This is a genomic window from Faecalibacterium sp. IP-1-18 (assembly GCF_023347355.1).
GTDB lineage: Bacteria > Bacillota > Clostridia > Oscillospirales > Ruminococcaceae > Faecalibacterium > Faecalibacterium prausnitzii.
The window spans coordinates 1,890,834-1,911,970 of the sequence record NZ_CP094472.1; the positions used below are offsets into that span (position 1 = coordinate 1,890,834).

At 57.8% G+C, this 21,137-nt stretch carries 18 protein-coding genes; 6 read left to right on the top strand and 12 right to left on the bottom strand.

Annotation, left to right across the window (positions count from 1 at the left end):
* Positions 1-1,812, top strand: a complete 1,812-nt coding sequence (locus MTP43_RS08870) for an ABC transporter ATP-binding protein (protein ID WP_015537848.1) — start codon at positions 1-3, stop codon at positions 1,810-1,812.
* 168 nt (positions 1,813-1,980) lie between these two features.
* Here the strand turns inward: MTP43_RS08870 and MTP43_RS08875 are convergent, their stop codons facing one another.
* Positions 1,981-2,907 (bottom strand): LysR family transcriptional regulator, encoded by a 927-nt coding sequence (locus MTP43_RS08875; RefSeq protein WP_015537847.1) that lies wholly within the window; start codon positions 2,905-2,907, stop codon positions 1,981-1,983.
* 173 nt (positions 2,908-3,080) lie between these two features.
* Here MTP43_RS08875 and MTP43_RS08880 point away from each other — a divergent pair, with 173 nt between their 5' ends.
* The 5 genes from MTP43_RS08880 to MTP43_RS08900 all read left to right on the top strand — a co-directional run bounded on the left by MTP43_RS08880 (position 3,081) and on the right by MTP43_RS08900 (position 9,041).
* Complete coding sequence (locus MTP43_RS08880; protein WP_015537846.1) at positions 3,081-5,114, top strand: FAD-binding protein; 2,034 nt, start codon at positions 3,081-3,083, stop codon at positions 5,112-5,114.
* Positions 5,115-5,316: 202 nt separating this feature from the next.
* The gene (locus MTP43_RS08885) at positions 5,317-6,237 is read left to right on the top strand and encodes an AAA family ATPase (RefSeq protein ID WP_249234756.1); all 921 of its coding nucleotides are present in this window, start codon (positions 5,317-5,319) and stop codon (positions 6,235-6,237) included.
* Positions 6,237-7,991, top strand: coding sequence for a hypothetical protein (locus tag MTP43_RS08890; RefSeq protein ID WP_249234757.1), 1,755 nt, complete (start codon positions 6,237-6,239; stop codon positions 7,989-7,991). The genes MTP43_RS08885 and MTP43_RS08890 overlap by 1 nt, the downstream gene beginning before the upstream one ends.
* Positions 7,981-8,268, top strand: coding sequence for a hypothetical protein (locus tag MTP43_RS08895; RefSeq protein WP_249234758.1), 288 nt, complete (start codon positions 7,981-7,983; stop codon positions 8,266-8,268). Before MTP43_RS08890 ends, MTP43_RS08895 begins: the two co-directional genes overlap by 11 nt.
* Before the next feature lie 14 nt (positions 8,269-8,282).
* On the top strand, positions 8,283-9,041 hold the full coding sequence (locus tag MTP43_RS08900) for a hypothetical protein (RefSeq protein WP_249234759.1): 759 nt from the start codon (positions 8,283-8,285) through the stop codon (positions 9,039-9,041).
* Between the two features lie 189 nt (positions 9,042-9,230).
* Here the strand turns inward: MTP43_RS08900 and MTP43_RS08905 are convergent, their stop codons facing one another.
* The 11 genes from MTP43_RS08905 to MTP43_RS08955 form a co-directional block, all read right to left on the bottom strand.
* The gene (locus MTP43_RS08905) at positions 9,231-10,958 is read right to left on the bottom strand and encodes a peptide ABC transporter substrate-binding protein (RefSeq protein WP_249234760.1); all 1,728 of its coding nucleotides are present in this window, start codon (positions 10,956-10,958) and stop codon (positions 9,231-9,233) included.
* 214 nt (positions 10,959-11,172) lie between these two features.
* Positions 11,173-12,168 carry an ABC transporter ATP-binding protein gene (locus MTP43_RS08910; protein WP_005923266.1) on the bottom strand — a complete coding sequence of 332 codons (996 nt, stop codon included), beginning with the start codon at positions 12,166-12,168 and terminating at the stop codon, positions 11,173-11,175.
* Positions 12,165-13,166, bottom strand: coding sequence for an ABC transporter ATP-binding protein (locus MTP43_RS08915; protein ID WP_097785899.1), 1,002 nt, complete (start codon positions 13,164-13,166; stop codon positions 12,165-12,167). The genes MTP43_RS08910 and MTP43_RS08915 overlap by 4 nt, the downstream gene beginning before the upstream one ends.
* Positions 13,167-13,180: 14 nt before the next feature.
* Positions 13,181-14,230 (bottom strand): ABC transporter permease, encoded by a 1,050-nt coding sequence (locus MTP43_RS08920; RefSeq protein ID WP_097783576.1) that lies wholly within the window; start codon positions 14,228-14,230, stop codon positions 13,181-13,183.
* Between the two features lie 18 nt (positions 14,231-14,248).
* Positions 14,249-15,166, bottom strand: coding sequence for an ABC transporter permease (locus MTP43_RS08925; RefSeq protein ID WP_249234761.1), 918 nt, complete (start codon positions 15,164-15,166; stop codon positions 14,249-14,251).
* Positions 15,167-15,704: 538 nt separating this feature from the next.
* On the bottom strand, positions 15,705-16,499 hold the full coding sequence (locus MTP43_RS08930; RefSeq protein WP_249234762.1) for a hypothetical protein: 795 nt from the start codon (positions 16,497-16,499) through the stop codon (positions 15,705-15,707).
* A gap of 64 nt (positions 16,500-16,563) precedes the next feature.
* Complete coding sequence (locus MTP43_RS08935) at positions 16,564-17,316, bottom strand: tyrosine-protein phosphatase (protein WP_112090292.1); 753 nt, start codon at positions 17,314-17,316, stop codon at positions 16,564-16,566.
* 12 nt (positions 17,317-17,328) lie between these two features.
* Complete coding sequence (locus MTP43_RS08940) at positions 17,329-18,096, bottom strand: CpsD/CapB family tyrosine-protein kinase (protein WP_117526315.1); 768 nt, start codon at positions 18,094-18,096, stop codon at positions 17,329-17,331.
* Between the two features lie 4 nt (positions 18,097-18,100).
* Complete coding sequence (locus MTP43_RS08945; RefSeq protein ID WP_249234763.1) at positions 18,101-18,811, bottom strand: YveK family protein; 711 nt, start codon at positions 18,809-18,811, stop codon at positions 18,101-18,103.
* Positions 18,812-19,046: 235 nt separating this feature from the next.
* Positions 19,047-19,964, bottom strand: a complete 918-nt coding sequence (locus tag MTP43_RS08950) for an ABC transporter permease (protein WP_117526317.1) — start codon at positions 19,962-19,964, stop codon at positions 19,047-19,049.
* A gap of 1 nt (position 19,965) precedes the next feature.
* Positions 19,966-21,135, bottom strand: coding sequence for an ABC transporter permease (locus MTP43_RS08955; protein WP_117929816.1), 1,170 nt, complete (start codon positions 21,133-21,135; stop codon positions 19,966-19,968).
* Between the last annotated feature and the right edge of the window lie 2 nt (positions 21,136-21,137).

Genomic DNA, 21,137 nt, shown 5'->3' on the forward strand with positions numbered 1-21,137 from the left:
ATGCCCAGACCCGGACGTCCCACCACTGAGCGCGCCAAGAACTTTAAAGGCACGCTGCGGCAGCTCATCCGCACTATGAGCCACTACAAGCTGCCCCTTGCGGCAGCCATGCTGTTTGCTGTTCTGTCCACCATCTTCAACATTGCAGGCCCCAAGGTGCTGGCAAAAGCCACCACCGCCCTTGCCACCGGCTGGATCGCCCGGCTGCGCGGCACCGGCAGCATCGATTTTGTGTATATCGGCCGCATTCTGCTGTTTTTGCTGGGAATGTACCTGCTGAGCAGCGCCTTCAGCTTTATTCAGGGCTGGCTGATGACCGGCCTTTCCCAGAAGGTCTGCTACGACTTCCGCCGCCAGATCAGTGAAAAGATCAACCGCCTGCCGCTGGCGTACTTTGAAAAGCGCACCGTGGGCGAGGTGCTCTCCCGCATCACCAACGATGTGGACACACTGGGCCAGAGCTTGAACCAGAGCATCACCCAGCTGATCACCAGCGTGACCACCATGATCGGTGTGCTGGTGATGATGTTTTCCATCAGCCCCCGCATGACCCTGATTGCCCTGCTGATCTTACCGGTATCGCTGGCGCTGGTGCTGGTGGTGGTCAAGTTCAGCCAGAAGTACTTCAAGGCACAGCAGGCTACGCTGGGCGTGGTCAACGGTCAGGTCGAGGAGATCTACGCCGGCCACAATGTGGTCAAGGCGTTTAACCGCGAAGCCGTGGTACTGGCAGACTTCAACGCCGCCAACGATAAGCTGTACGAATCCGCATGGAAAAGCCAGTTCCTCTCCGGTCTGATGATGCCCATCATGAACTTTGTGGGCAACTTGGGCTATGTGGCAGTGGCCATCGTGGGCAGCATTTTTGCTGCAAACGGTGTTATCACCATTGGTGATATTCAGGCTTTTATCCAGTATGTCAAAAACTTTACCCAGCCCATCCAGCAGCTTTCGCAGGTGTCCAATATGCTGCAAAGCATGGCTGCTGCTGCCGAGCGCGTGTTCGAGTTTTTGAACGAGCCGGAGGAGGCGCAGTTGGCCGACCCTGCCCGCCGCGCCGACCCCGCCGACATTGACGGACAGGTCACCTTTGACCATGTGCGCTTCGGCTACACCCCGGACAAGACCGTCATCCACGACTTCAGCTGCACGGTGCAGCCCGGCCAGAAGGTAGCCATCGTAGGCCCCACCGGTGCGGGCAAGACCACCATGGTCAAGCTGCTGATGCGCTTTTACGATGTGGACGCCGGTTCTATCACCCTGAACGGCCACAATGTGCGGGACTTTGACCGCAGCGCCTTGCGCGAAGGCTTTGGCATGGTGCTGCAGGACACATGGCTGTTTAAGGGCACCATCATGGAGAACATCCGCTACGGCCGGCTGGACGCCACCGATGAAGAGGTGATTGCTGCCGCAAAGGCTGCCAACGCCGACCACTTTATCCGCACCCTGCCCGGCGGCTACCAGATGGAGCTGAACGAGGACGCCTCCAACGTCAGTCAGGGACAAAAGCAGCTGCTCACCATCGCCCGCACCATTCTGGCAGATAACCGCATCCTGATTTTGGACGAGGCTACCAGCAGCGTGGATACCCGCACCGAGCAGCGCATCCAGACCGCCATGGACCGCCTAATGGAGGGGCGCACCAGCTTTGTCATCGCCCACCGCCTTTCCACCATCCGGGATGCCGACCTCATCCTTGTGATGCGGGACGGCGACATTGTGGAGCAGGGCACCCACGACCAGCTGATCGAGGCAGGCGGCTTCTACGCTGACCTGTACAACAGCCAGTTTGAGGACGTGGTGGATTAAAGCACCTGTCGTCACAATATAATTGCAAAAAGAGCACCTGTCGCCTTTTTAGGGCAATAGGTGCTCTTTGTTTTACCCTCTCAGTCATCGCTGCGCGATGCCAGCTCCCCCCGAGAGGGGGGAGCTTTTCTACATCTGTCGGTGCCTGAGAGGGTTTTCGTCTTTTCTTTATGATTCCTCCACCGGTTCCAGCTTCAGGCCGAACAACTTTTCCGCAAGGGGCGGCAGCTGTTGCTGCAAGGCGCGGACATAGGCCATTACTACCGGATCCTCGCGCTTTTGCCCCAGCACAACGCCGAAGCGGTGTCCCCTGCCCCAGTCCAGTACCCGCACAAAACTGAGGTCCGGCCTGCGGTAATAGACCGCCGGGACCATCTTGAGTGCCGGGTCGCCGTAGGCCGCACTGCGGATACCGCCCACCGGCGTAAACTCCACCCCTCGGTCCATTCCCTCCTGCAGCAGGCTTGTTTCGTAGACAGTCTGGTACATCTCCTTGATGGGTAGCCAGCGATATTGCAATGCCTGTTCCAAGGTCAATCTGCCCACCGGCATATCAGCGGGCGGGTGGATGGGGATGCAAAGTTCTGGCATATAGAACAGCGGCACAAAGGTAAGCCCCTGCGCGTAGAACTCTGCACTTTCCAGCTGGAAGGAAAGATCCATCTCCCCTTTTTTCAGGCTGCGCCAGACCTCGCTGCGGTTGGCACACCACCCCAGAATGGAGGTATACTGCAGGCACAAGTCACTTGTCAGGGAAAACAAGTCGTATGCGAACATCCGCATTGCCTCATGGCAGCCTGCAATCACCAGATGCCGTTCCGGCGGTTTTTCCTGCTGTTGCACCGCGCGGGCGTGGCGCAACGCCTGCTGATACAGAGCCACCAGCTGCTTTGCCTTGGGGTAAAAATCCTGTCCCGCCGGGGTCAGCACCACCCGGCGGGGCACGTGCTGGAACAGCTCGAACTGCAGCTGCCCTTCCAGCGTGCGGATCTGCTGCGAAAGTGCCGACTGGGAAAGATACAGTGCCTCTGCCGCCGCAGAAAAGCTGTTCAGTTCCACGATCTTTACAAAGCCTTCCAGTGCGCTCTCGTTCATGCTTTTCTCCCTCCCGCAATACATTAGGTTTTCCTTAATTATAATATTCAAAACTCGAATTGTAAATAGTGCCCTTCTACGCTACAATTGTTAAGGATTCCGCAAAGTGCCTTTTACTTTGCTGCACGATAAGAAGGAACACAAAGAAGAACAAAAAGAAAGAGAGCGTACCTATGAACAAAATTTCCCGTAAGGGCTTTATCAAGATCGCCGCTGCCGCCGCCATGAGCGGTGTGACCGCCGGTGCTCTGGCTGCCTGCAATTCCGCTTCCGGTTCTGCCTCCACTTCCGGTGCTGCCGGTCAGTACATCCCCGGCACCTACGAGGGCACTGCCGAGGGTATTTCCTCCACCGTCAAGGTCACTATGACCTTCTCCGACAGCGCTGTCACCGACGTGGTGGTGGATACCTCCGGCGAGACCGCTTCCTTCGGCGCTGCCGCTGCCGATGAGCTGCGCGAGCAGCTGCTGGCTGCTGGTTCTGCCGAGATCGACGGTGTTTCCGGTTCTACCATCACCTCCGACGCCGTGATGAAGGCTGCCAAGAGCTGCTACGCACAGGCTAAGGGCGAGGCCGTGGTCTCCAGCGTGCAGCTGCCCACCGGCGATGAGAACGACTGGCTGGGCAAAGAGCCTGACATCGACGAGGCCGCCATCACCGAGACCGTGGACACCGACATCCTGATCGTGGGCGCTGGCAATGGCGGTATGTTCGCTGCCGCCTATGCGGCTGCCAACGGCCTGAACTTCCGTGTTATCGAGCAGAACGCCAACGTGCAGGACACCCGTCACTGGTACGGCGCTGTTGATTCTGCTGCCGCTAAGGAAGCTGGCGAACCCGCCACCGATAAGGCAAAGCTGCTGAGCGAGATCTCCCGCTACGCCTCCGGCAAGTGCGACCAGCGCGTTGTCAAAACCTGGATCAACGAATCTGCTGCCATGCACGACTTTATGCGCAGCATTCTGGAAGATAAGTACGGCTGGGTGTGCGATTTCACCTCCGGCAGCGAGGCTGCATGGCCCGCAGAGAATGCCGAGCACAACACCGACTACCTCTACCCTGTGCAGGAGCACAACTACATGGCCAGCGAGAGCGCATCCGGTCTGCCCCGCAACGAGCTGCTGCTGCAGTACATTCAGGAGCTGGGCTACGATGTAGACTTCAAGACCAGCCTTGCCAAGCTGGAAAAGAACAGCGATGGCCGCATTACCGGCGTCATCGCCCAGAGCACCGAAGATGACCACTTCATCCGTTACAACGCCAATCAGGGCGTGCTGCTGGCCTGCGGCGGCTTTCCCGGCAACCCTTACATGATGGAACAGCTGGACCCGCTGGGCACCAGCGTGACCACCGCCTGCTCCTACTCCCCCGCCGACAAGGGCTACGGCATCCGTGCAGCAGTGTGGGCAGGCGCTAATCTGGACAAGGAAGCCGCTCCCATGCTGTTTGACCGCGGCATCGTTGCCCCCGGTGTGGATGCCGGTTATGTGGACAGCGACTCTGCCTTTGGCGGTAAGGCCTTCCCGGGCAAGATCCGCCAGTTCAACCCCGGCACCCAGCCTTTCCTGAAGGTGAACCGCAACGGCGAGCGCTTTGCCAACGAGAGCAGTCCCTACAACGATATCGTCTACGCCGCTGCCCACCAGCCGGGCCGCGTTTACGCCCAGATCAGCGATGCAAACTTCATCGAGGATGCAAAGCGCTTCCACACCATCGGCTGCTCTGCCCAGACCCGCAACCTCGGCGAGGACTACTTTGCTCAGCAGGTCGAGAACGGCGAGAAGGAGGGCTGCTTTTTCAAGGCCGATACCCTCGAGGAGCTGGCCGACAAGATGGGCTTTACCGGTGCGGCAAAGGACACCTTCCTTGCCACCGTGGAGCGCTACAACGAGCTGTACGATAAGCAGAACGACGAGGACTTCGGCAAGCCCGCTTACCGTCTGAGCGCCATCCGCACTGCTCCCTTCTACGGCTGCTGGCTGGGTGCCTCTCTGCTGACCACCGAGCAGGGCATCGCCATCAACGAAAAGGGTCAGGCTCTGGACACCAACAACCAGCCCATGGAGGGTCTGTACATCACCGGTGATATGTCCGGCAGCTTCTTTGCCAACAACTACCCCTGCCTGATGGCCGGTGTGGCTATGGGTCGTACCCTGACCTACGCCATGAAGGCTGTCAAGCAGATGGCCGGTCTGGAGAATGCCTGATAAAGCGCAGTTCTCCGACATACTCTAAGCGTTTCTTCTTTTCTTCTTTTTCATGTGAAGAGGGGCAGCCCGATTTGGGGCTGCCCCTCTTTGCGTTTTTGCCCCGCACACCCTCTACACAAATGCCCGCGATTGTGCTATGATAAGCGTGAAACCGGGCAGTTCATTCCCGCCCGGTCACAAGATCGAGGTGTTTGTACAAATGTCGGATATTCTGGATACCTTACGGCAGGAAGGGGTGGACCCCGCCCTGCTTACGGCGGTGCAGGAATACCGCGCCGCCCATCCGCTCAGCGAGGTGCTGCGCCCGCGCATCCCCGCCCCTGCCTTTACCTACTACGGCAAAGAGGTGTGGGAGCAGGCGCTGGCGGCCATCCTCTGCGGCGAAAACCTGCTGCTGGCCGGCGGCAAGGCCACCGGCAAAAACGTGCTGGCAGAAAACCTTGCCGCCGCTTTTGGCCGCCCCGCATGGGACATCTCCTTTCATGTAAACATGGACGCTGCCTCCCTCATCGGCATGGATACCTTTGCAGACGGGCAGGTAGTGTTCCGTCCCGGGCCTGTGTACCGCTGCGCACAGTGCGGCGGCTTCGGCGTGCTGGACGAGATCAACATGGCCAAAAACGAGGCGCTGGCAGTGCTGCACGCGGTGCTGGACTTCCGCCGCGCCATCGACGTACCCGGTTACGACCGCATCCCGCTGGCCGAGGAGACCCGCTTTATTGCCACCATGAACTACGGCTACGCGGGCACCCGGGAGCTGAACGAGGCGCTGACCTCCCGCTTTGCAGTGGTGCAGATGCCCACCATCACCCAAGATAATCTGGAAAAGCTGCTGCGGGCGCAGTTCCCGGATCTTACCGCAAAATATGTGCACCAGTTTGCACTGCTGTTTCTGGACCTGCAGAAAAAGTGCGACAGTGCCGAGATTTCCACCAAAGCGCTGGATCTGCGCGGTATGCTGGACGCGCTGCGGCTGATTCGGCGGGGCATCCCGGCCGGGGCGGCGCTGGATATGGGCATCACCAACAAGGCCTTTGACTCCTACGAGCAGGGGCTGATTCGGGACGTGATTGCCGCACGCATCCCGGCCAAGTTGGATGCCGGAAAGCTGTTTGCCTGATGGACGCCCAAAGCTACACCGCACAGGAGCGGCGCGCGGCCAATCAGGTCTGGGCCGCTGCCGGAGCCTACGGTTTTGAGCCGCTGTTTCTGGCCCGCAACACGGACGGCACCATTGATTTTTACATGAACTGCATCGTAGGGCTGGTGCACAAATACTACGGTGACGCGCTGATTCGGGACATTTTTTCCGCTTGGGAGGGTGACACACGCCAGCCCATGCTGGACGATATGGCGTGGCTATATCTGGAAAACGCCGCATACCGGCTGGAGCTGCCCCGCCGCCCGGTGCTGGAGGCGCTGCGGTTTGCCCACGCGGACTACTTTTTTGCCATCCAGTACAAGCTTTCGCGGCAGGAGTGGATGGCGAAAAACCAGCTGGTGTACACCATGCAGGCTGCACGCTGGCGCAAGGTGCTGGGACGCACCGCCCCGGTCATGACCCCTTACGAGAGCAGCCTTGCCGCCGCGCTGGAGCCGGAGACCGTATCGGAACCAGCACAGCTCAAAAACGACCTGCTGGCGCTGTTTGCAAAATTTGCCCTGTTTGACGGCGAGGTACGTCAGAAGCCCGCGCTGCATCTGCGGCTGCAAGGCTTTTGGGCAAAGCTTGCTACCAAAACCATGCCCACCCAGATGATCAAGACCGACCGGGTGACAGTAGAGCATTCCGGCGCGGTGGATGCCACAGGCAGCGGGCTGGCGGTGAACAAGCGCCAGGCAAACATCACCCTGAAGCAACGCGCCGCACAGGATCGCGCCTACATTGAAAGCTGCTTCGGGCGCTGCTTTTACCCGCCGGAGCAGCTACGCAAGACTGAGCAGGAGTTGTGCACTGGGGTGCATTTGGGCTGTCATTTGTGGTTCAGCGCCGGTGTACCCAGCCCGGCGCAGGCACCCACCCCGGAAGCGCGGCAGCTGGCGCAGCAAGCCGAATTGCAGGCCGAACGCAACCGCGCCTACTATGCAAAAAATCAGGAACTGCATCGAAGTGTTGTACTGCGCCTTACCGAGCAGATCCGCAACTGTATTCTGGTGCATCAGCAGCCCGACCAGCGGGTGGCACGCAGCGGCAACCTGTGCGCCGGGCGGGTGTGGCGCGCCCCTTACCTGAACGATAACAGGGTGTTTTTGTGCCCGGAGGAGGAAAACTGCCCCGCCTTTACGGTGGATCTGCTGCTGGACGCCTCCGCCTCCCGCCTGCACTGTCAGGAGGTAATTGCGGCGCAGGGCGTCATATTGGCCGAAAGCTTGGCCAACTGCGGCATTCCGGTGCGAGTAAGCGCCTTCAGCAGCCTGCGGGGCTACACGGTACTGCGGGTGCTGAAAGGCTTTGCTGACAAGAACCGGCAGAGCATCTTCCGGTACTTCGCCTCAGGTTGGAACCGGGACGGTCTGGCGCTGCGAGCTGCGGGCGATCTGATCCGGTATGCCCCCGGCCCCGCCCCGCGTCATCTGATGATCCTGCTGACCGATGCCAGCCCCAACGACAGCCGCCGCATTCCGCCCACAGCAGAGAACCCGCTGGGCTGCGCCTACGAGGACGCCGCCGGTGTTACCGATACCGCCGCGCAGGTGCGCACCTTGCAGCGGCAGGGCGTGCGAGTGTCTGCCGTTTTTATGGGCGAGGACAGCAGCGCCGGTGCCGCCACGCAGATCTACGGCAAAAATATGGCGCGCATCCGCGGCATGGATCAGCTTGCCCGCGCTGCCGGGCGATTGATCCAGAACGAGATCCGGGAGCTTGGCGATTGAAAAATATAAAATGACCCCTGTGGGAGCAACTCCTGCCTTAGCCGGCATCTCCCGCAGGGGTCATTTTTTCACAACCGCTTATCATAAAGTACAACCATGCTTTGAACTTCTGTTTGCTCTGCGCCATAAGCTTTTGCAAAATTTTGTCGTCTTGAAGAAACTTGCAGTTGTTTTTTTCTCAAAAGTATGCTATACTATGTTCAGAGAAGTTTTATACAGCCTGTCGGCCCGATCACCCGGCTGGCACTTTTACAACGTTTCGCTGTTTGCTTTTTAGGAAGGAGATCAATCATGGACGCTTCCCGTTATTTTGACGCCATGCACAACGCCATGTCCACCCTGCACGCCGGTGCACAGCTGCTGCTCACCATCCGTTTGCAGGACACCTGCGGCAACGATGCCTATCTTGAAGTAAAACAGCTGCCCGGGGAGCAGAGCGCCCTTGTGTGCTACTCCACCATGGGGCGGCGCTGCCTGAATTTCCAGCTGTTCCGCAAGGGCTGGCAGCTGTGCCACAATGCGGATGGGCAGTTGACCGGGCGTTTTCCGTCCAGTGCCGACAGCCTGCTCAGCCAGACCGACTTCCGCGCCTACTGCCGGGAGGATCGGCTGGATGCTGCCCGCACCCAGCGCCTTATTGAGGAGCTGGGGCAGCGCGCCGGGACCAACTATGTTGGTGCCATCCCGCAGAATGCCCGCACCGGTGCACAGATCACAGTGGAAAGTCACCTTGGCTGCGGTGCACGCTGGAGCTACTGGAATCAGGACGCTTCCCCCTGCCTGCCGCTGGGCGCAATTTTGTACTGGCTGGCTGATTTTCTGGCCGGGAACGAGCGCCGCGCCCTGCAGTCTGACCCGCAGGCCGCTGCTCTGGCTGCGCAGTGGCTGACAAAGGACACTGCTGTGTTCTTCTGCCCCTCCCCTGCCCTGACGGTATCCTCTGCGACCGGTCATAGTGTCCCTGCTGCACAGCGCACCCGCCCTGCCCCGGTGCCTGCTGCACGCAGCAAGAGCTGGCAGAGCGTTTTGGCTGCCATGGCTGCCGTGTAAGCACATGGTACCTTTTCACCTTTTCAATCTGGTTTACATATAAAAGACGAGTGCATCGGCGAAACCGAGCACTTGTCTTTTTTTACAAAACAACAGCAAAAAAGCACCCCGCCAACCGTTTCCGGTCAGCGGGGTGCTTAGTGCTTATAGTTTACGGTTCAGCTTACGCTGCACAGCACAGGGAGGAAATCACTCCTCGATGTAGCCGTACTGGAAGTACCAGTAGCCGTAGGGGCTGTGCCAGACGCCCTTCAGAGAAGAGCTCTGCAGCCAGAAGTCGTTGTAGTAAGCAACGGGGATGCAGCCCATATCCTCCATCAGGACGTCCTCAGCCTTATGCAGCTGAGCAAAGTGCTCGGCAGGATCAGCAACCTTGGAGGCCTCAACAGCAGCATCGAAGTCAGGGTTGGAGTACTTACCATCGTTGTTGCCGTTGTCGGTGCAGAACATCTCGACCATGTTGGAAGGATCGTTGTAGTCCATGACCCAGCCGTTACGGGCAACATCGTACTCGCCTGCACGACGAGCGGCGGTGAAGGCAGACCACTCCATCTTGCTGATGGTCAGGGTAATGCCCAGATCACCCCAGACCTGCTGCAGGTACTCTGCCAGAGGCACATGGTAGCCGGCATCGTTGGTGCTGTACTCGATGGTGGGGTAGCCCTCGCCATTGGGATAGCCAGCCTCTTCCAGCAGCTTCTTAGCCTCGGCCATATTTGCCTCGTAGTCAGCTGCAATGTAGGGAGAACCGCCGTTCGCGTTATCGTAGAAGTAGCCCTGCGCGTCCACGATGCCAGGGCCGACCAGGTTGGAAGCAGCAGAGTAGGTGCCCTGCATGATGGTGTTGGCAACGTAGTCGCGGTCGATAGCCAGAGCCAGAGCCTTGCGGACCTTGGCATCCTTGAAGGCATCGCGCTGCAGGTTCATGCTGACGTAATAGGTGCCCAGAATGGTGTCAACATAGAAGTCGCCGCCATCCTCTGCCTTGGTCAGGCTGGGGATCTCGTCGGTGGGCACGTCCTTGATCAGGACAGCCTCGCCGCTGTTATAAGCAGCGAAGCAAGCGGAAGAGTCCTCCAGCAGCAGCAGGGTGATGCTGTCGGAAACGATCTTAGAGCTATCCCAGCCGCCAACGTAGTTGGGGTTCTTGGACAGAACGATACGCTCGGAGGGGGTCCACTCGGTGATCATGTAGGGACCGTTGGAGACGAAGGTCTCAGCGGAGGTGCACCATGCATCGCCGTTGGCCTCAACGGTAGCCTGCTGCACAGGGCTCATGGATGCGAATGCGGCCATCTTGTCGAAGTAGGAGCAGGGGTAGGACAGCACGATGGTCAGGGTCTTGCCGTCGTCGCTTGCCTTGACGTTCAGAGCATCGGGGTTGGGCTCTGCAGTGGGGTTGCCGTCTGCATCGGGGAAGCCGGCAGCTGCGTCAAAGCCATCGATCATGCCCAGGCAGGTCTCTGCGTAGGGAGCTGCGGTGTCGGGGTTGACCATACGCTTGAAGCTGTACTCAAAGTCCTTAGCGGTCAGGTCGGTGCCGTCGCTCCACTTCAGACCGTCACGCATGGTGAAGGTCCAGGTCAGGCCGTCCTCGCTTTCTTCCCAGCTCTCAGCCTGGCCACCAATAACTTCGTTGTTCTCGTTGATGATCAGCAGGGGCTCGAAGATGGTGATGATGGTGTTGGCGCCATCAACAGCGCTGTTCAAAGAGGGATCCAGAGTCTCGGGGTTGGGGCCGTACTGGACGGTAAAGCCAGCGGTGTTGACACTGCCGGTAGAAGAACCAGCAGCGGAGGAAGCAGTGCCGGAGGTTGCGGTAGAACCGGACTTGCTGCCGCCACAGGCTGCCAGACCCAGAGCAGCGGCACCCACGCCTGCAACCTTGAGGAAATTACGACGAGAAATGCGTTTCATAATAATATCCTTCCCTTATATCAAATTTGAGTGTGCCAGGTTCCCCCAGCCGCCTCTATATTCGATCCGGTGCAAATGTACACCGGAGGAACACGAATGATTATAATGCGTTCTCATACCGGTTACAAGCCCAAAACTTGGACTGTAACCATTTTGTGACAACATTTCAGCGCTAAGTTGAATTGCTTTCACTTTTTACCGGCGTGAAGTGTTCTCACTTCACGCGGTCAAGGTGATGGCAGGCTGCCCAGTGGCCGGTGGAGACTTCCTTGAACTCGGGCACCTCGTTGGCGCACTGCTCGTCTGCATAGGGGCAGCGGGTGCGGAAACGGCAACCGGACGGCGGGTTCAGGGGGCTGGGCACATCGCCCTGCAGCACGATACGCTTGGACTGACGGGCCGTAATGGGGTCTGCCACCGGAATTGCAGAGATCAGGCTGCGGGTGTAGGGGTGGATGCTGTGAGTGATCAGCTCGTAGCTGTCGGCCAGCTCCACCATCTTGCCCAGATACATGACGCCGATGCGGTTGGAGATGTGCTTGACAACGCTCAGGTCATGGGCGATGAACAGGTAGGTCAGACCCATCTCCTGCTGCAGATCCTCGAACATATTGACGACCTGAGCCTGAATGGAAACGTCCAGTGCAGAGACAGGCTCGTCACAAACGATGAACTCGGGGTTCACAGCCAGTGCACGGGCAATGCCCACGCGCTGACGCTGACCGCCGGAGAACTCGTGGCAGTAGCGGTTTGCGTGCTCGCTGTTCAGACCAACGCGCTCCAGCAGGGCGATGATCTTATCGTGGCGGTCCTTTTCGTTCTCGGCCAGATGATGGATATCAATGCCCTCACCCACGATGTCGCCAATGGTCATGCGGGGGTCCAGACTTGCGTAGGGATCCTGAAAAACGATCTGCATCCGGCGGCGGTAGGGCAGCATATCCACTGCGATCTTATTGTCCTTATCGAACAGCAGGTTGCCGTCATAGTAGATCTTACCGCCGGTGGGCTCGTACAGGCGCAGCAGGGTGCGGCCGGTAGTGGTCTTGCCACAGCCGGACTCGCCTACCAGACCAAGGGTCTCGCCCTTGCGGATGGCAAAGCTTACGTCGTCCACAGCCTGAACGTACTTGCGGTTCTTGCCCACACCGCCGGCGGGGAAATACTGCTGCAGGTGCTGGACTTCAACCAGCGTCTTGTGTTCACTCATTCTGCCTTTTCCCCTTTCTCAAATGCAGCCTTCTGCTGCAGCCAGCAGTAGGTATAATGGGTATCGCTGAGCTCGGTGCGCGGGGGCATCTTGCTCAGACAGATCTTCATGCAGTTCTTGCAGCGGGGCGCAAAGGGGCAGCCTGCCGGCGGATTCAGCAGGTCCACAGGGGTGCCCTCGATAGGCACAAGGCGCTCGTGCTCTGCGGTGTTCAGCTTGGGGATGGAGTTGATCAGACCCTTGGTGTACTCGTGACCCGGCTGATAGAAGATCTCGTCAGTGGTGCCGTACTCCACGATGTGGCCGGCGTACATGACGGCGATCTTCTCGCACATGGAAGCCACAACGCCCAGATCATGGGTGATCATGATGATGCTCATGCCCAGCTTCTTGCGCAGATCCTGCATCAGCTCAAGGATCTGTGCCTGAATGGTCACATCCAGTGCGGTGGTGGGCTCATCGGCAATCAGCAGCTTAGGCTCACAGGCCAGTGCAATGGCGATCATCACGCGCTGACGCATACCGCCGGACAGCTCGTGGGGGTACTGCTTCAGACGCTTCTCGGGCTCATTGATGCCAACCAGCTCCAGCAGCTCCTTGGCGCGTGCCCATGCATCGGCCTTGTTCTTATCGGTGTGCAGGCGGATGACCTCCACGATCTGGTTGCCGATGGTGTACACCGGGTTCAGGCTGGTCATGGGGTCCTGGAAGATGATGGAGACCTCGTTGCCGCGGATCTTGCGGAAGTCCTTCTCCTTCATGTTCTCGATCTCGTGGCCGTTGAACCACACCTTGCCGCCCACCAGCTTGCCGGGATAAGCGGTCAGGCCCATAACGGAGTAGGCGGTGACCGACTTACCGGAGCCGGACTCGCCCACAACGCCCAGAACATCGCCCTGATTCATGGTAAAGGAAACGCCGTTCAGTGCCTTTACTTCGCCCGCAGGGGTGAAGAAAGAAAGGCGTTCATCTTTGATATCAAGAATTTTCTCGCTCATTTCTGTTCACCTCATCAATTCTTCAGCTTCGGGTCAAAGGCATCGCGCAGGCCATCGCCGAACAGGTTGAACACAAGGATCATCACGCTGATCATCAGTGCGGGGGCGATCAGCAGATGGGGGTAGGTGTTCATGCCCTTGACTGCATCGGTAGCCAGAGAACCCAGAGAAGGCAGCGGGGCTGCAACACCCAGACCGATGAAGCTCAGGTAGCTCTCGGTGAAGATGGAGGCCGGGATCTGCAGGGTGGTGGTAACGATCAGGGTGCCGATGCAGTTGGTGAGCAGATGCTTTTTGATGATACGGCCGCTGGAAGCGCCCAGTGCGCGGGCAGCGGTAACGTACTCGCTCTCCTTCAGGATCAGGATCTGGCTGCGGACGATACGCGCCATGCCGACCCAGTACAACAGAGCAAAGATGATGAAGATGGAGATCATGTTGGGGCCCAAGGTCTGCATCCACTTAAAGCCAGGCTGTGTGGCCAGCTTATCCAGCGGATCTTTCAGAGCCATGCCCAGCAGGATGATCAGCAGAATATCGGGGATGGTGTACAGGATATCTGTAATACGCATCATGATATTGTCCACCCAGCCGCCGGCAAAAGCCGCAACCGCACCATAGGTGGCGCCGATGATCAGCACCAGCACAGAAGCGATCAGACCGACGGACAGGCTGACGCGGGTGCCCATCATGATACGCACAGCGAAGTCACGGCCCATACGGTCGGTGCCCAGAATGTGCGGGAACACCTTTTCGCCTGCATCGATACGTGCCTGCTCGGAAGCAGAGTACTCGAAAGGCTTCAGGTTGTTGCTGCCCTTCATCTGCTCGGAGTAGCTGTAAGGCCAGACGGCGGGCAGCAGGTAGGCAAAGATGGCAATGGCAATGATGAACACAAAGCTGACCATGGCGATCTTGTTCTTCTTCAGGCGGCGGATACCGTCCTTCCAGAAGTTGACGCTTTCGCGCATGACCACCAGGCTCTGCTTTTCTTCATTGCTGGCGGGCAGAAAATCCTCCGCGTTGAGCTGCAGGCTGAGCGGATTCTTTTTAATGTTTTCCATGAAAATCGCTCCTTTCTCTTACTGCAGCTTGATGCGCGGGTCGATGATCTTATAAAGGATATCCACGACCACGTTTGCAATGATGACCATGCTGGACAGCAGGATGGTGGTGCCCATAATCATGGTGTAGTCACGGTTGGTGATGGCAGACACGAAGTCGCGGCCCAGACCGGGCACGGAGAAGATTTTTTCCACCACGAAAGAACCGGTCATCAGGCTGGCCAGCATGGGGCCGACGTAGGTGATGACAGGCAGAATGGCGTTGCGCAGTGCGTGCTTGAACAGGATCATGAACTGGGACACGCCCTTTGCGCGGGCAGTGCGCATATAATCCTGACCCATAACGTCCAGCAGGCTGGAGCGCATCAAACGGGTGATATAAGCCGAGGGATAGATGGCCAGTGCAGTGACCGGCATGATATAGGCAGCTGCGCTGTTCAGACCAACGGTGGGCAGCACCTTCATTTTCATACCAAACTGGTACAATAGCAGCACGCTGGAAATAAAGCTGGGGATCGCGATGCCGCAGGTTGCAAACACGATAATAACGTTATCCAGCCACTTACCGCGGTTGTAAGCGGAAATGCAGCCCAGCGGGATGCCCACGCACAGAGCCACAACCACTGCAATGCCTGCCAGGCGGCAGGACACCGGCAGCTTGCTGGCAATGATCTGGTTCACGGTACGGCCGCGCTGACGCAGGCTCAGACCCAGATCGCCGTGCAGAAGGCTCTTCATGTAGTTGACGTACTGCACACTCAGCGGCTTATCAAGGCCATACTTTTCGGCCAGAGCCTGCTGAGCAGCGGTACTGATGGACTTTTCTGCCACGAACGGGCCACCGGGGACCAGGTTCATGACAAAAAAGGTAACCGTGGCCACAATGAAGATACTGAAGATACCCATTGCGACACGCTTGATGATGTACTTTGCCATCGTTTGATGCCACTCCAATCCTATCAATGAATTACTGTTTTTGCTCTCAGGCCGAGCCACACTTTCCCGCAGTCCGCCAGCCTCACACATAGCGGACGTCTGTCCTTGGCACGCGGACAGAAAAGCGAATAATAAAACGATGGCATCTTGCGGTTGCACAAACGCCATCGTCCATACCCGAGAAACACTCTATTTATTATAAGGATAACCACGATTTTTGTCAATTTACATGAAAAGAATTCACTTTATTATAGCAAAGCATGAGTGAAATCTTATACTTTATACAAATTTCCTGTATATTAGTAGGTAAAAGTGCTACTTTTCCGGCCTTTTGGGGGATTGTTCCGTTGGCGCGTACAATCCGCCCTCCCCTGTCGGCATAAAAGGCAGCGTCTCTGCCGCAGAGTCATCCCTCCATGTCCTTGGCATTTTTCTCCATATTACAGCAAAAAGGCAAAACAAAACCATCCGCAGCCCCTTTCCGGCACAGTCAGTGCCCGGGAGATGTGCTGCGGATGGTCCGTGGTCGTTTTGCGGGTCAGGAGTACAGTTTTGCGGTCAGCCGGGAGTACATGGCGCTCTTCTGTGCCTTATAGGAGGCCATGGCCTGATCCGCCAGTGCGGTGCTCTGGCCGTTGGCGGTCAGAATGGCGCGCATCTGGCTGACGATGCTCTCCACTTCCTTATCATAGGAGGCCTGCATCGCATACAGTCTGCCACTTCTGGCCAGCACGATGGATATCTTGCGCGCCTGTGTCTGCTGAGACTCCGGCAGCGATTTGAACTCTGCCTTTGCTCCGGCAATGCAGCTGTTCAGCTCTGCCTCGGCGCGTGCCTTGACGCTGTACAGCTGCCGCAGCAGTGCCTTGACCTCGGCCTCGTAGCCGGCCTCCTGTTTGCCGGAGGAGGACGCCGGTTTTTCTGTACCGGAATTGGCTGTACCGGCAGTCTCCTGCTTGCTGGAGGACGCTGTACTGCTGCTCTCCGTCCGGGAGGCAGCACTCCCCGAAGAAGCAGAAGAACCTGCCGGGGAGGAAACCGCACCTGTCTCCTGCTGCGGAGCGCTGGCGGATGCCTCCTGTTCCCCGCTGCCGGACGCGGCGGCTTCATCTGCCAGTTCCTCCAGCGTGATCTCACCGCTGAGCAGCTTATCGATCTCATCATCCGTCAGGGTGAACTGTGTGCTGTCTGCCGGGGCATCCGGCAGGGTTTCCGGCAGACTGGCTGCCATGCTGCGAAGATAGAGCAGCACACCAAGGACAGCTGCTGCCAACAATGCCACCAGCGTGCCCAGCACGATCAACACGATTTTCAGGACCTTATTTTTCTTCATATCAAAATCCGCTGCCCGGGCAGAGTATTCCTCCGCCCGGGCAGTTTTCTCCTTACTAATTGGATCAGACCCACATTCCCAAAAACTTTTTGGGCTGATGCAGGGTCGCAGCGTCCAGCTCCTGATCATGGAACAGTTCATCGCCGTTGCGCACGATGCGGGCAGCCGTCTCCTTGCCAAGCAGCTTTTCCAGCTGCTGCACTCCCTGTGCCATACGGGGCGGGCGCTTGTCCGGGGAATGGGTGTCGGTGGAGATGACATGGACTAATCCCCACTGAATGAACTTGCACAGTTTTTTGCACAGCTTGGGCTCCAGCAGTGCCCCTGCATTGATCTGTGCATAAGCACCGGCGGCCACCCAGTCGTACAGCAGAGTGGGGTCCTCCAGCACATAGGGATAGCGCTCGATATGCGCGATCAGCGGCACGATGCCCTGCTGCTGCAGCTGGTACAGCGTCTGCCGGATAAAGTGCGGCTTGTGGGTGGTGGGAAACTCCAGCAGCAGATAGGCGGTATCCCCCATACACAGCGCCCGGGTATCCAGCTCGCACAGACCGGGAGAGAAGAACACCTCTGCGCCCAGCTTGAAGTCAAACTGCATGGGCTGTCCCTCCAGTGCGGCGGTCAGCTGCTCAAAGGCAGCCTGTCGCTTTGCTGTAAAGGCTTCCACCGTGGTACGTTCGCTGTTGAAGTGGCTGGTGAAGGCGATATTGCGCACACCGTCCTCATATTCCCTGCGCAGCAGCTCCAGCGAGACCGCTGTATCCTTTGCGCCGTCATCAATGCCGGGCAAAATGTGACAATGCAGATCAGTCATAGCAGCGCTTCCTTATTCAACAACATCAGCCTTCTGTTTTTCGTAGGCATAATTGTAATTATAGGCATAGCTGTATGCGTAGCTGGAGCCCTTGAGCGCCTTCTTCATGTCGTAGCGGGTCAGCACGCTGCCCAGCACCCGGACACCGGCATCCTGCAGCTTCTTCACCGCGCCGCGCACTGCATCGGCGGGGGCGTAGTCAGAGCGCACCACGAACATTGCGCCGTCCACATAGCGGCCGATGACGGCTGCATCGGTGACCACGGACACCGGGGGTGCATCAAAGATGACCACATCGAACTTTTCCCGCAGGGTGTTGACCATGGCCTGCATCTGCGGCTGGCTCAGCATCTCGGAGGGGTTCGGCGGCGGGGTGCCTGCGGGCAGGAAGGTCAGATTCATTTCCTTCAGCTCCTGCAGCGCCTCGTCCAGCGTGCACTGGTTGGACAGCACGTTGGAAACGCCCTTTACGTTATGGCCTGCCTTCAGGTAGCGGTGCAGCACCGGCTTGCGCAGGTCGCAGTCTACCAGAGCCACCTTTTTGCCGCTTTCGGCCAGCGTCAGTGCCAGATTGACTGCCACGTTGCTCTTGGATTCCTCCGGCACAGTACTGGTGATGACCAACGTGTGCACGTCCATGGAGCCTGCCATAAAGTCCAGATTGGTGCGCAGAGACTTGTAGGCCTCCACATAGCCAAAGGGCATCTTTTTATCGGTGATCAGCTGCAGAGTACGGTGCTCGTCGTCAGTTTTGTTCTTTTTGTTAAACAGCTTCCACATCGTCTTACACCTCCGGGATCAGGCCCAGCACGGGCAGGCCGAGCTTCTTCTGGATATCTTCGTCGTCCACAACGGTATCGTGCAGCAGATGTGCCAGCACCAGAATGCCGCAAACCACCACAGCGCCCAGCAGACCTGCCAGCACAACGTACTTCTTGGTCTGGGGGAACACCTTGTTGGGATCGATGATCACATCGCTCACCGTCTTGCAGGAACCGGCTTCCACCTTTTCCACCAGCACATCGGGCACGATGTCGGCAATGGTCTGTGCGATCTCGCCTGCGCGCTCTGCATCGGTATCGGTGACCGTGATCTTCATGATCTGGGTAGAGTCCACATCGGCAACTTCCACCATCTTATACAACTCGGTGTAGGTCATATCCAGATCCAGTTTGTCGATCACCTCGTTCAGCACGGTGTTGCCCTTGATGATGACCGCATAGGTGCTGATTAGGTTCTTGGCAGAGTTGAAGTTATCACTGGTAAAGGTAGAGGAATTATCCTGCCGGGTGTTCACGATCATATTGATAGAAGCCTGATACTTGGGTGTAAGCGCAAACATACACACCAGCAGGCAGATCAGCGCTGCCGCAACAGCTGCTGCCACGATCTGCACAATATGCGCCCACAGCAGGCGCGCCAGCTCCATCAGATCAATGGTCTCCTCGTCCTCCATGCTTCGGAGCGGCTGTCCCATAGTTGTTTTTTCGTCCATAGTAGAGAAACTCACCTTTCTTGTTGTTCCGCAGTGCAAGAAATGTACACCGGGTTCCTATAGATACACATTCGTTTTTTAATGATAACATATCCCGGCGTATTTTACAAGCAGAAAATGCCATTTTCTGCCGGCAAACAAATGAACAAAATTTGCCATTTCCCGTACAAAAAAGGGCATCCGCAGCACTTTGATGGCTGCGGATGCCCTTTTTATGGATTTTTAGCGAAAGCGTTTAACGGGAGCCCTTGTCGTAGGGAATACCCTCGGCCTTGGGTGCCATGCTGTTCTTGGAAGTGAAGGCCAGAATGATCATGGATGCCACGAAGGGCATCATGTTATAGATGTTGCTGGACCAGTGCAGCTGCGCAAGGAAGGTGGAGTCTGCAATGTTGGCAAGGCTCTTGAACACAGCAAAGAACATGGCTGCGCCAAAGATGTGGAAGGGCTTCCACTGGCCAAAGATCATAACTGCCAGTGCCAGAAAGCCTGCACCGGCCACGCCGACTTCAAAGTTCCAGGTCTGCACCGGGGGCACGATATAAGCCAGACCGCCGATCGCGCCCAGCGCACCGGAAAGGATGACACCGGCGTAGCGCATCTTGTAGACGTTGATGCCCACCGAGTCCGCAGCCTGCGGATGCTCGCCGCAGGCACGCAGACGCAGGCCGAAGCGGGTCTTGTACAGCACGATATAGCTGACCACCAGCAAGATCAGCCCCAGCGGCACGAACACGCTGAGCTCCAGCCCGCCGATGCTGAACAGGAAGGGCTTGTTGGAGTAGTTCAGCTTGGCGCTGCCGCTCTCGCTGAAGTACTTGGAGATGACCACGGCAATGGCGGTAGCCAGCAGGTTCAGTGCCGTGCCGCCGATGGTCTGGTCTGCCTTCAGGTTGATGGAGGCAAAAGCCAGCAGCAGGCTGTAGATCACGCCCGCCAGCGCTGCCACCAGAATGGAGATCAGCACCACAAGGAAGGGCGAAAGGCTTGCAGGCAGCATGGTCAGGGTAAGCACACCGGCCACACCGCCGATGACCATGATGCCCTCCAGTGCAATGTTGATGATACCGGAGTGTTCGCTGAACATACCGCCCAGTGCCACCAGCATCAGCACGATACCGTACAGCAGGGTATATTTGATCAGAAGCAGCATATTACTTGCCCTCCTTTTTGGTCTTTTCTGCGGCAGGCGCAGGCTCTGCGTTCACATTGGTCTTTTCGGCATTCCGGAACAGCAGGCTCTGGATCTTGCCGCGGAACAGCATGGAGAATGCGCACAGATAGATGATGATGCCGCTGATCAGATCCGAGATCTCAGTGGGGTAAAACTTGGTGGACAGGAAGGAGCCGCCGACCGAGATATGGGAGATGAACAGCGCAGAGAACACGGTGCCAATGGGGTTGGAGCTTGCCAGCAGTGCCACCGAGATACCGTTGAAGCCCATGCCCGGCAGGCTGGTGGAGTTCAGCGGGTTCCACTGGGACACGTTGGACAGATAGAACAAACCTGCGCCGAAGCCTGCCAGCGCACCGGCAATGGCCATGGAGAGGATGATGTTCTTCTTCTCGTTGATACCGGCGTAACGGGCGGCGTTCTTGTTCAGGCCAACGGCCTTGAGCTCGTAGCCGAAGGTGGTCTTGTTCAGCACCACCCAGATCAGCACGGCCACCGCTGCCGCCAAGAAGATGGCAATGGTGGTGCTATTGGTCTGGAACAGCTTGTTCAGGCCGAAGTCCGGGATCAGGGACTGGGCAAAATCGGCGTTTTTGCTCAGGTTCAAAGTACGGGTGTTGCGCACGTCGTACATGGGGCCGGTGCCGTTCTGGTAGATGAGTTCATTTACCAGATACAGGCCGATCCAGTTGAACATGATGGAGGTAATGACCTCGTTGATGTTGAAGTAGGCCTTGAAAAAGCCGGGGATCGCGCCCCACAACCCGCCCAGCACCGCTGCTGCCAGCAGGCAGACGAACCAGGGCAGCTTGAGCATAATGGCGCAGTACAGCGCACCGTAAGCGCCCAGCGTATACTGACCGGCTGCACCGATGTTGAACAGGCCGGTCTTGAAGGCAAAGGCCACGGACAGACCGGTCATAATCAGGGGTGCGGCATTGGCAAGCTCCTTGCCCACGCCGTAGGGGGCATCGTGGAAACCGCCCTTGATGATGCGCACAAAGCCATCGCCCCATGCGTGTGCGGGGTTGATGGCTACCAGCACCAGAAAGCCCACCAGCAAACCAATCAGGATGCACAGCAGTGCAGCCAGCACGCTGGTAACAGAGCTTTGCAGGCTGCCGCTGCGGGAAAGTTTTTTCTTATTCATGT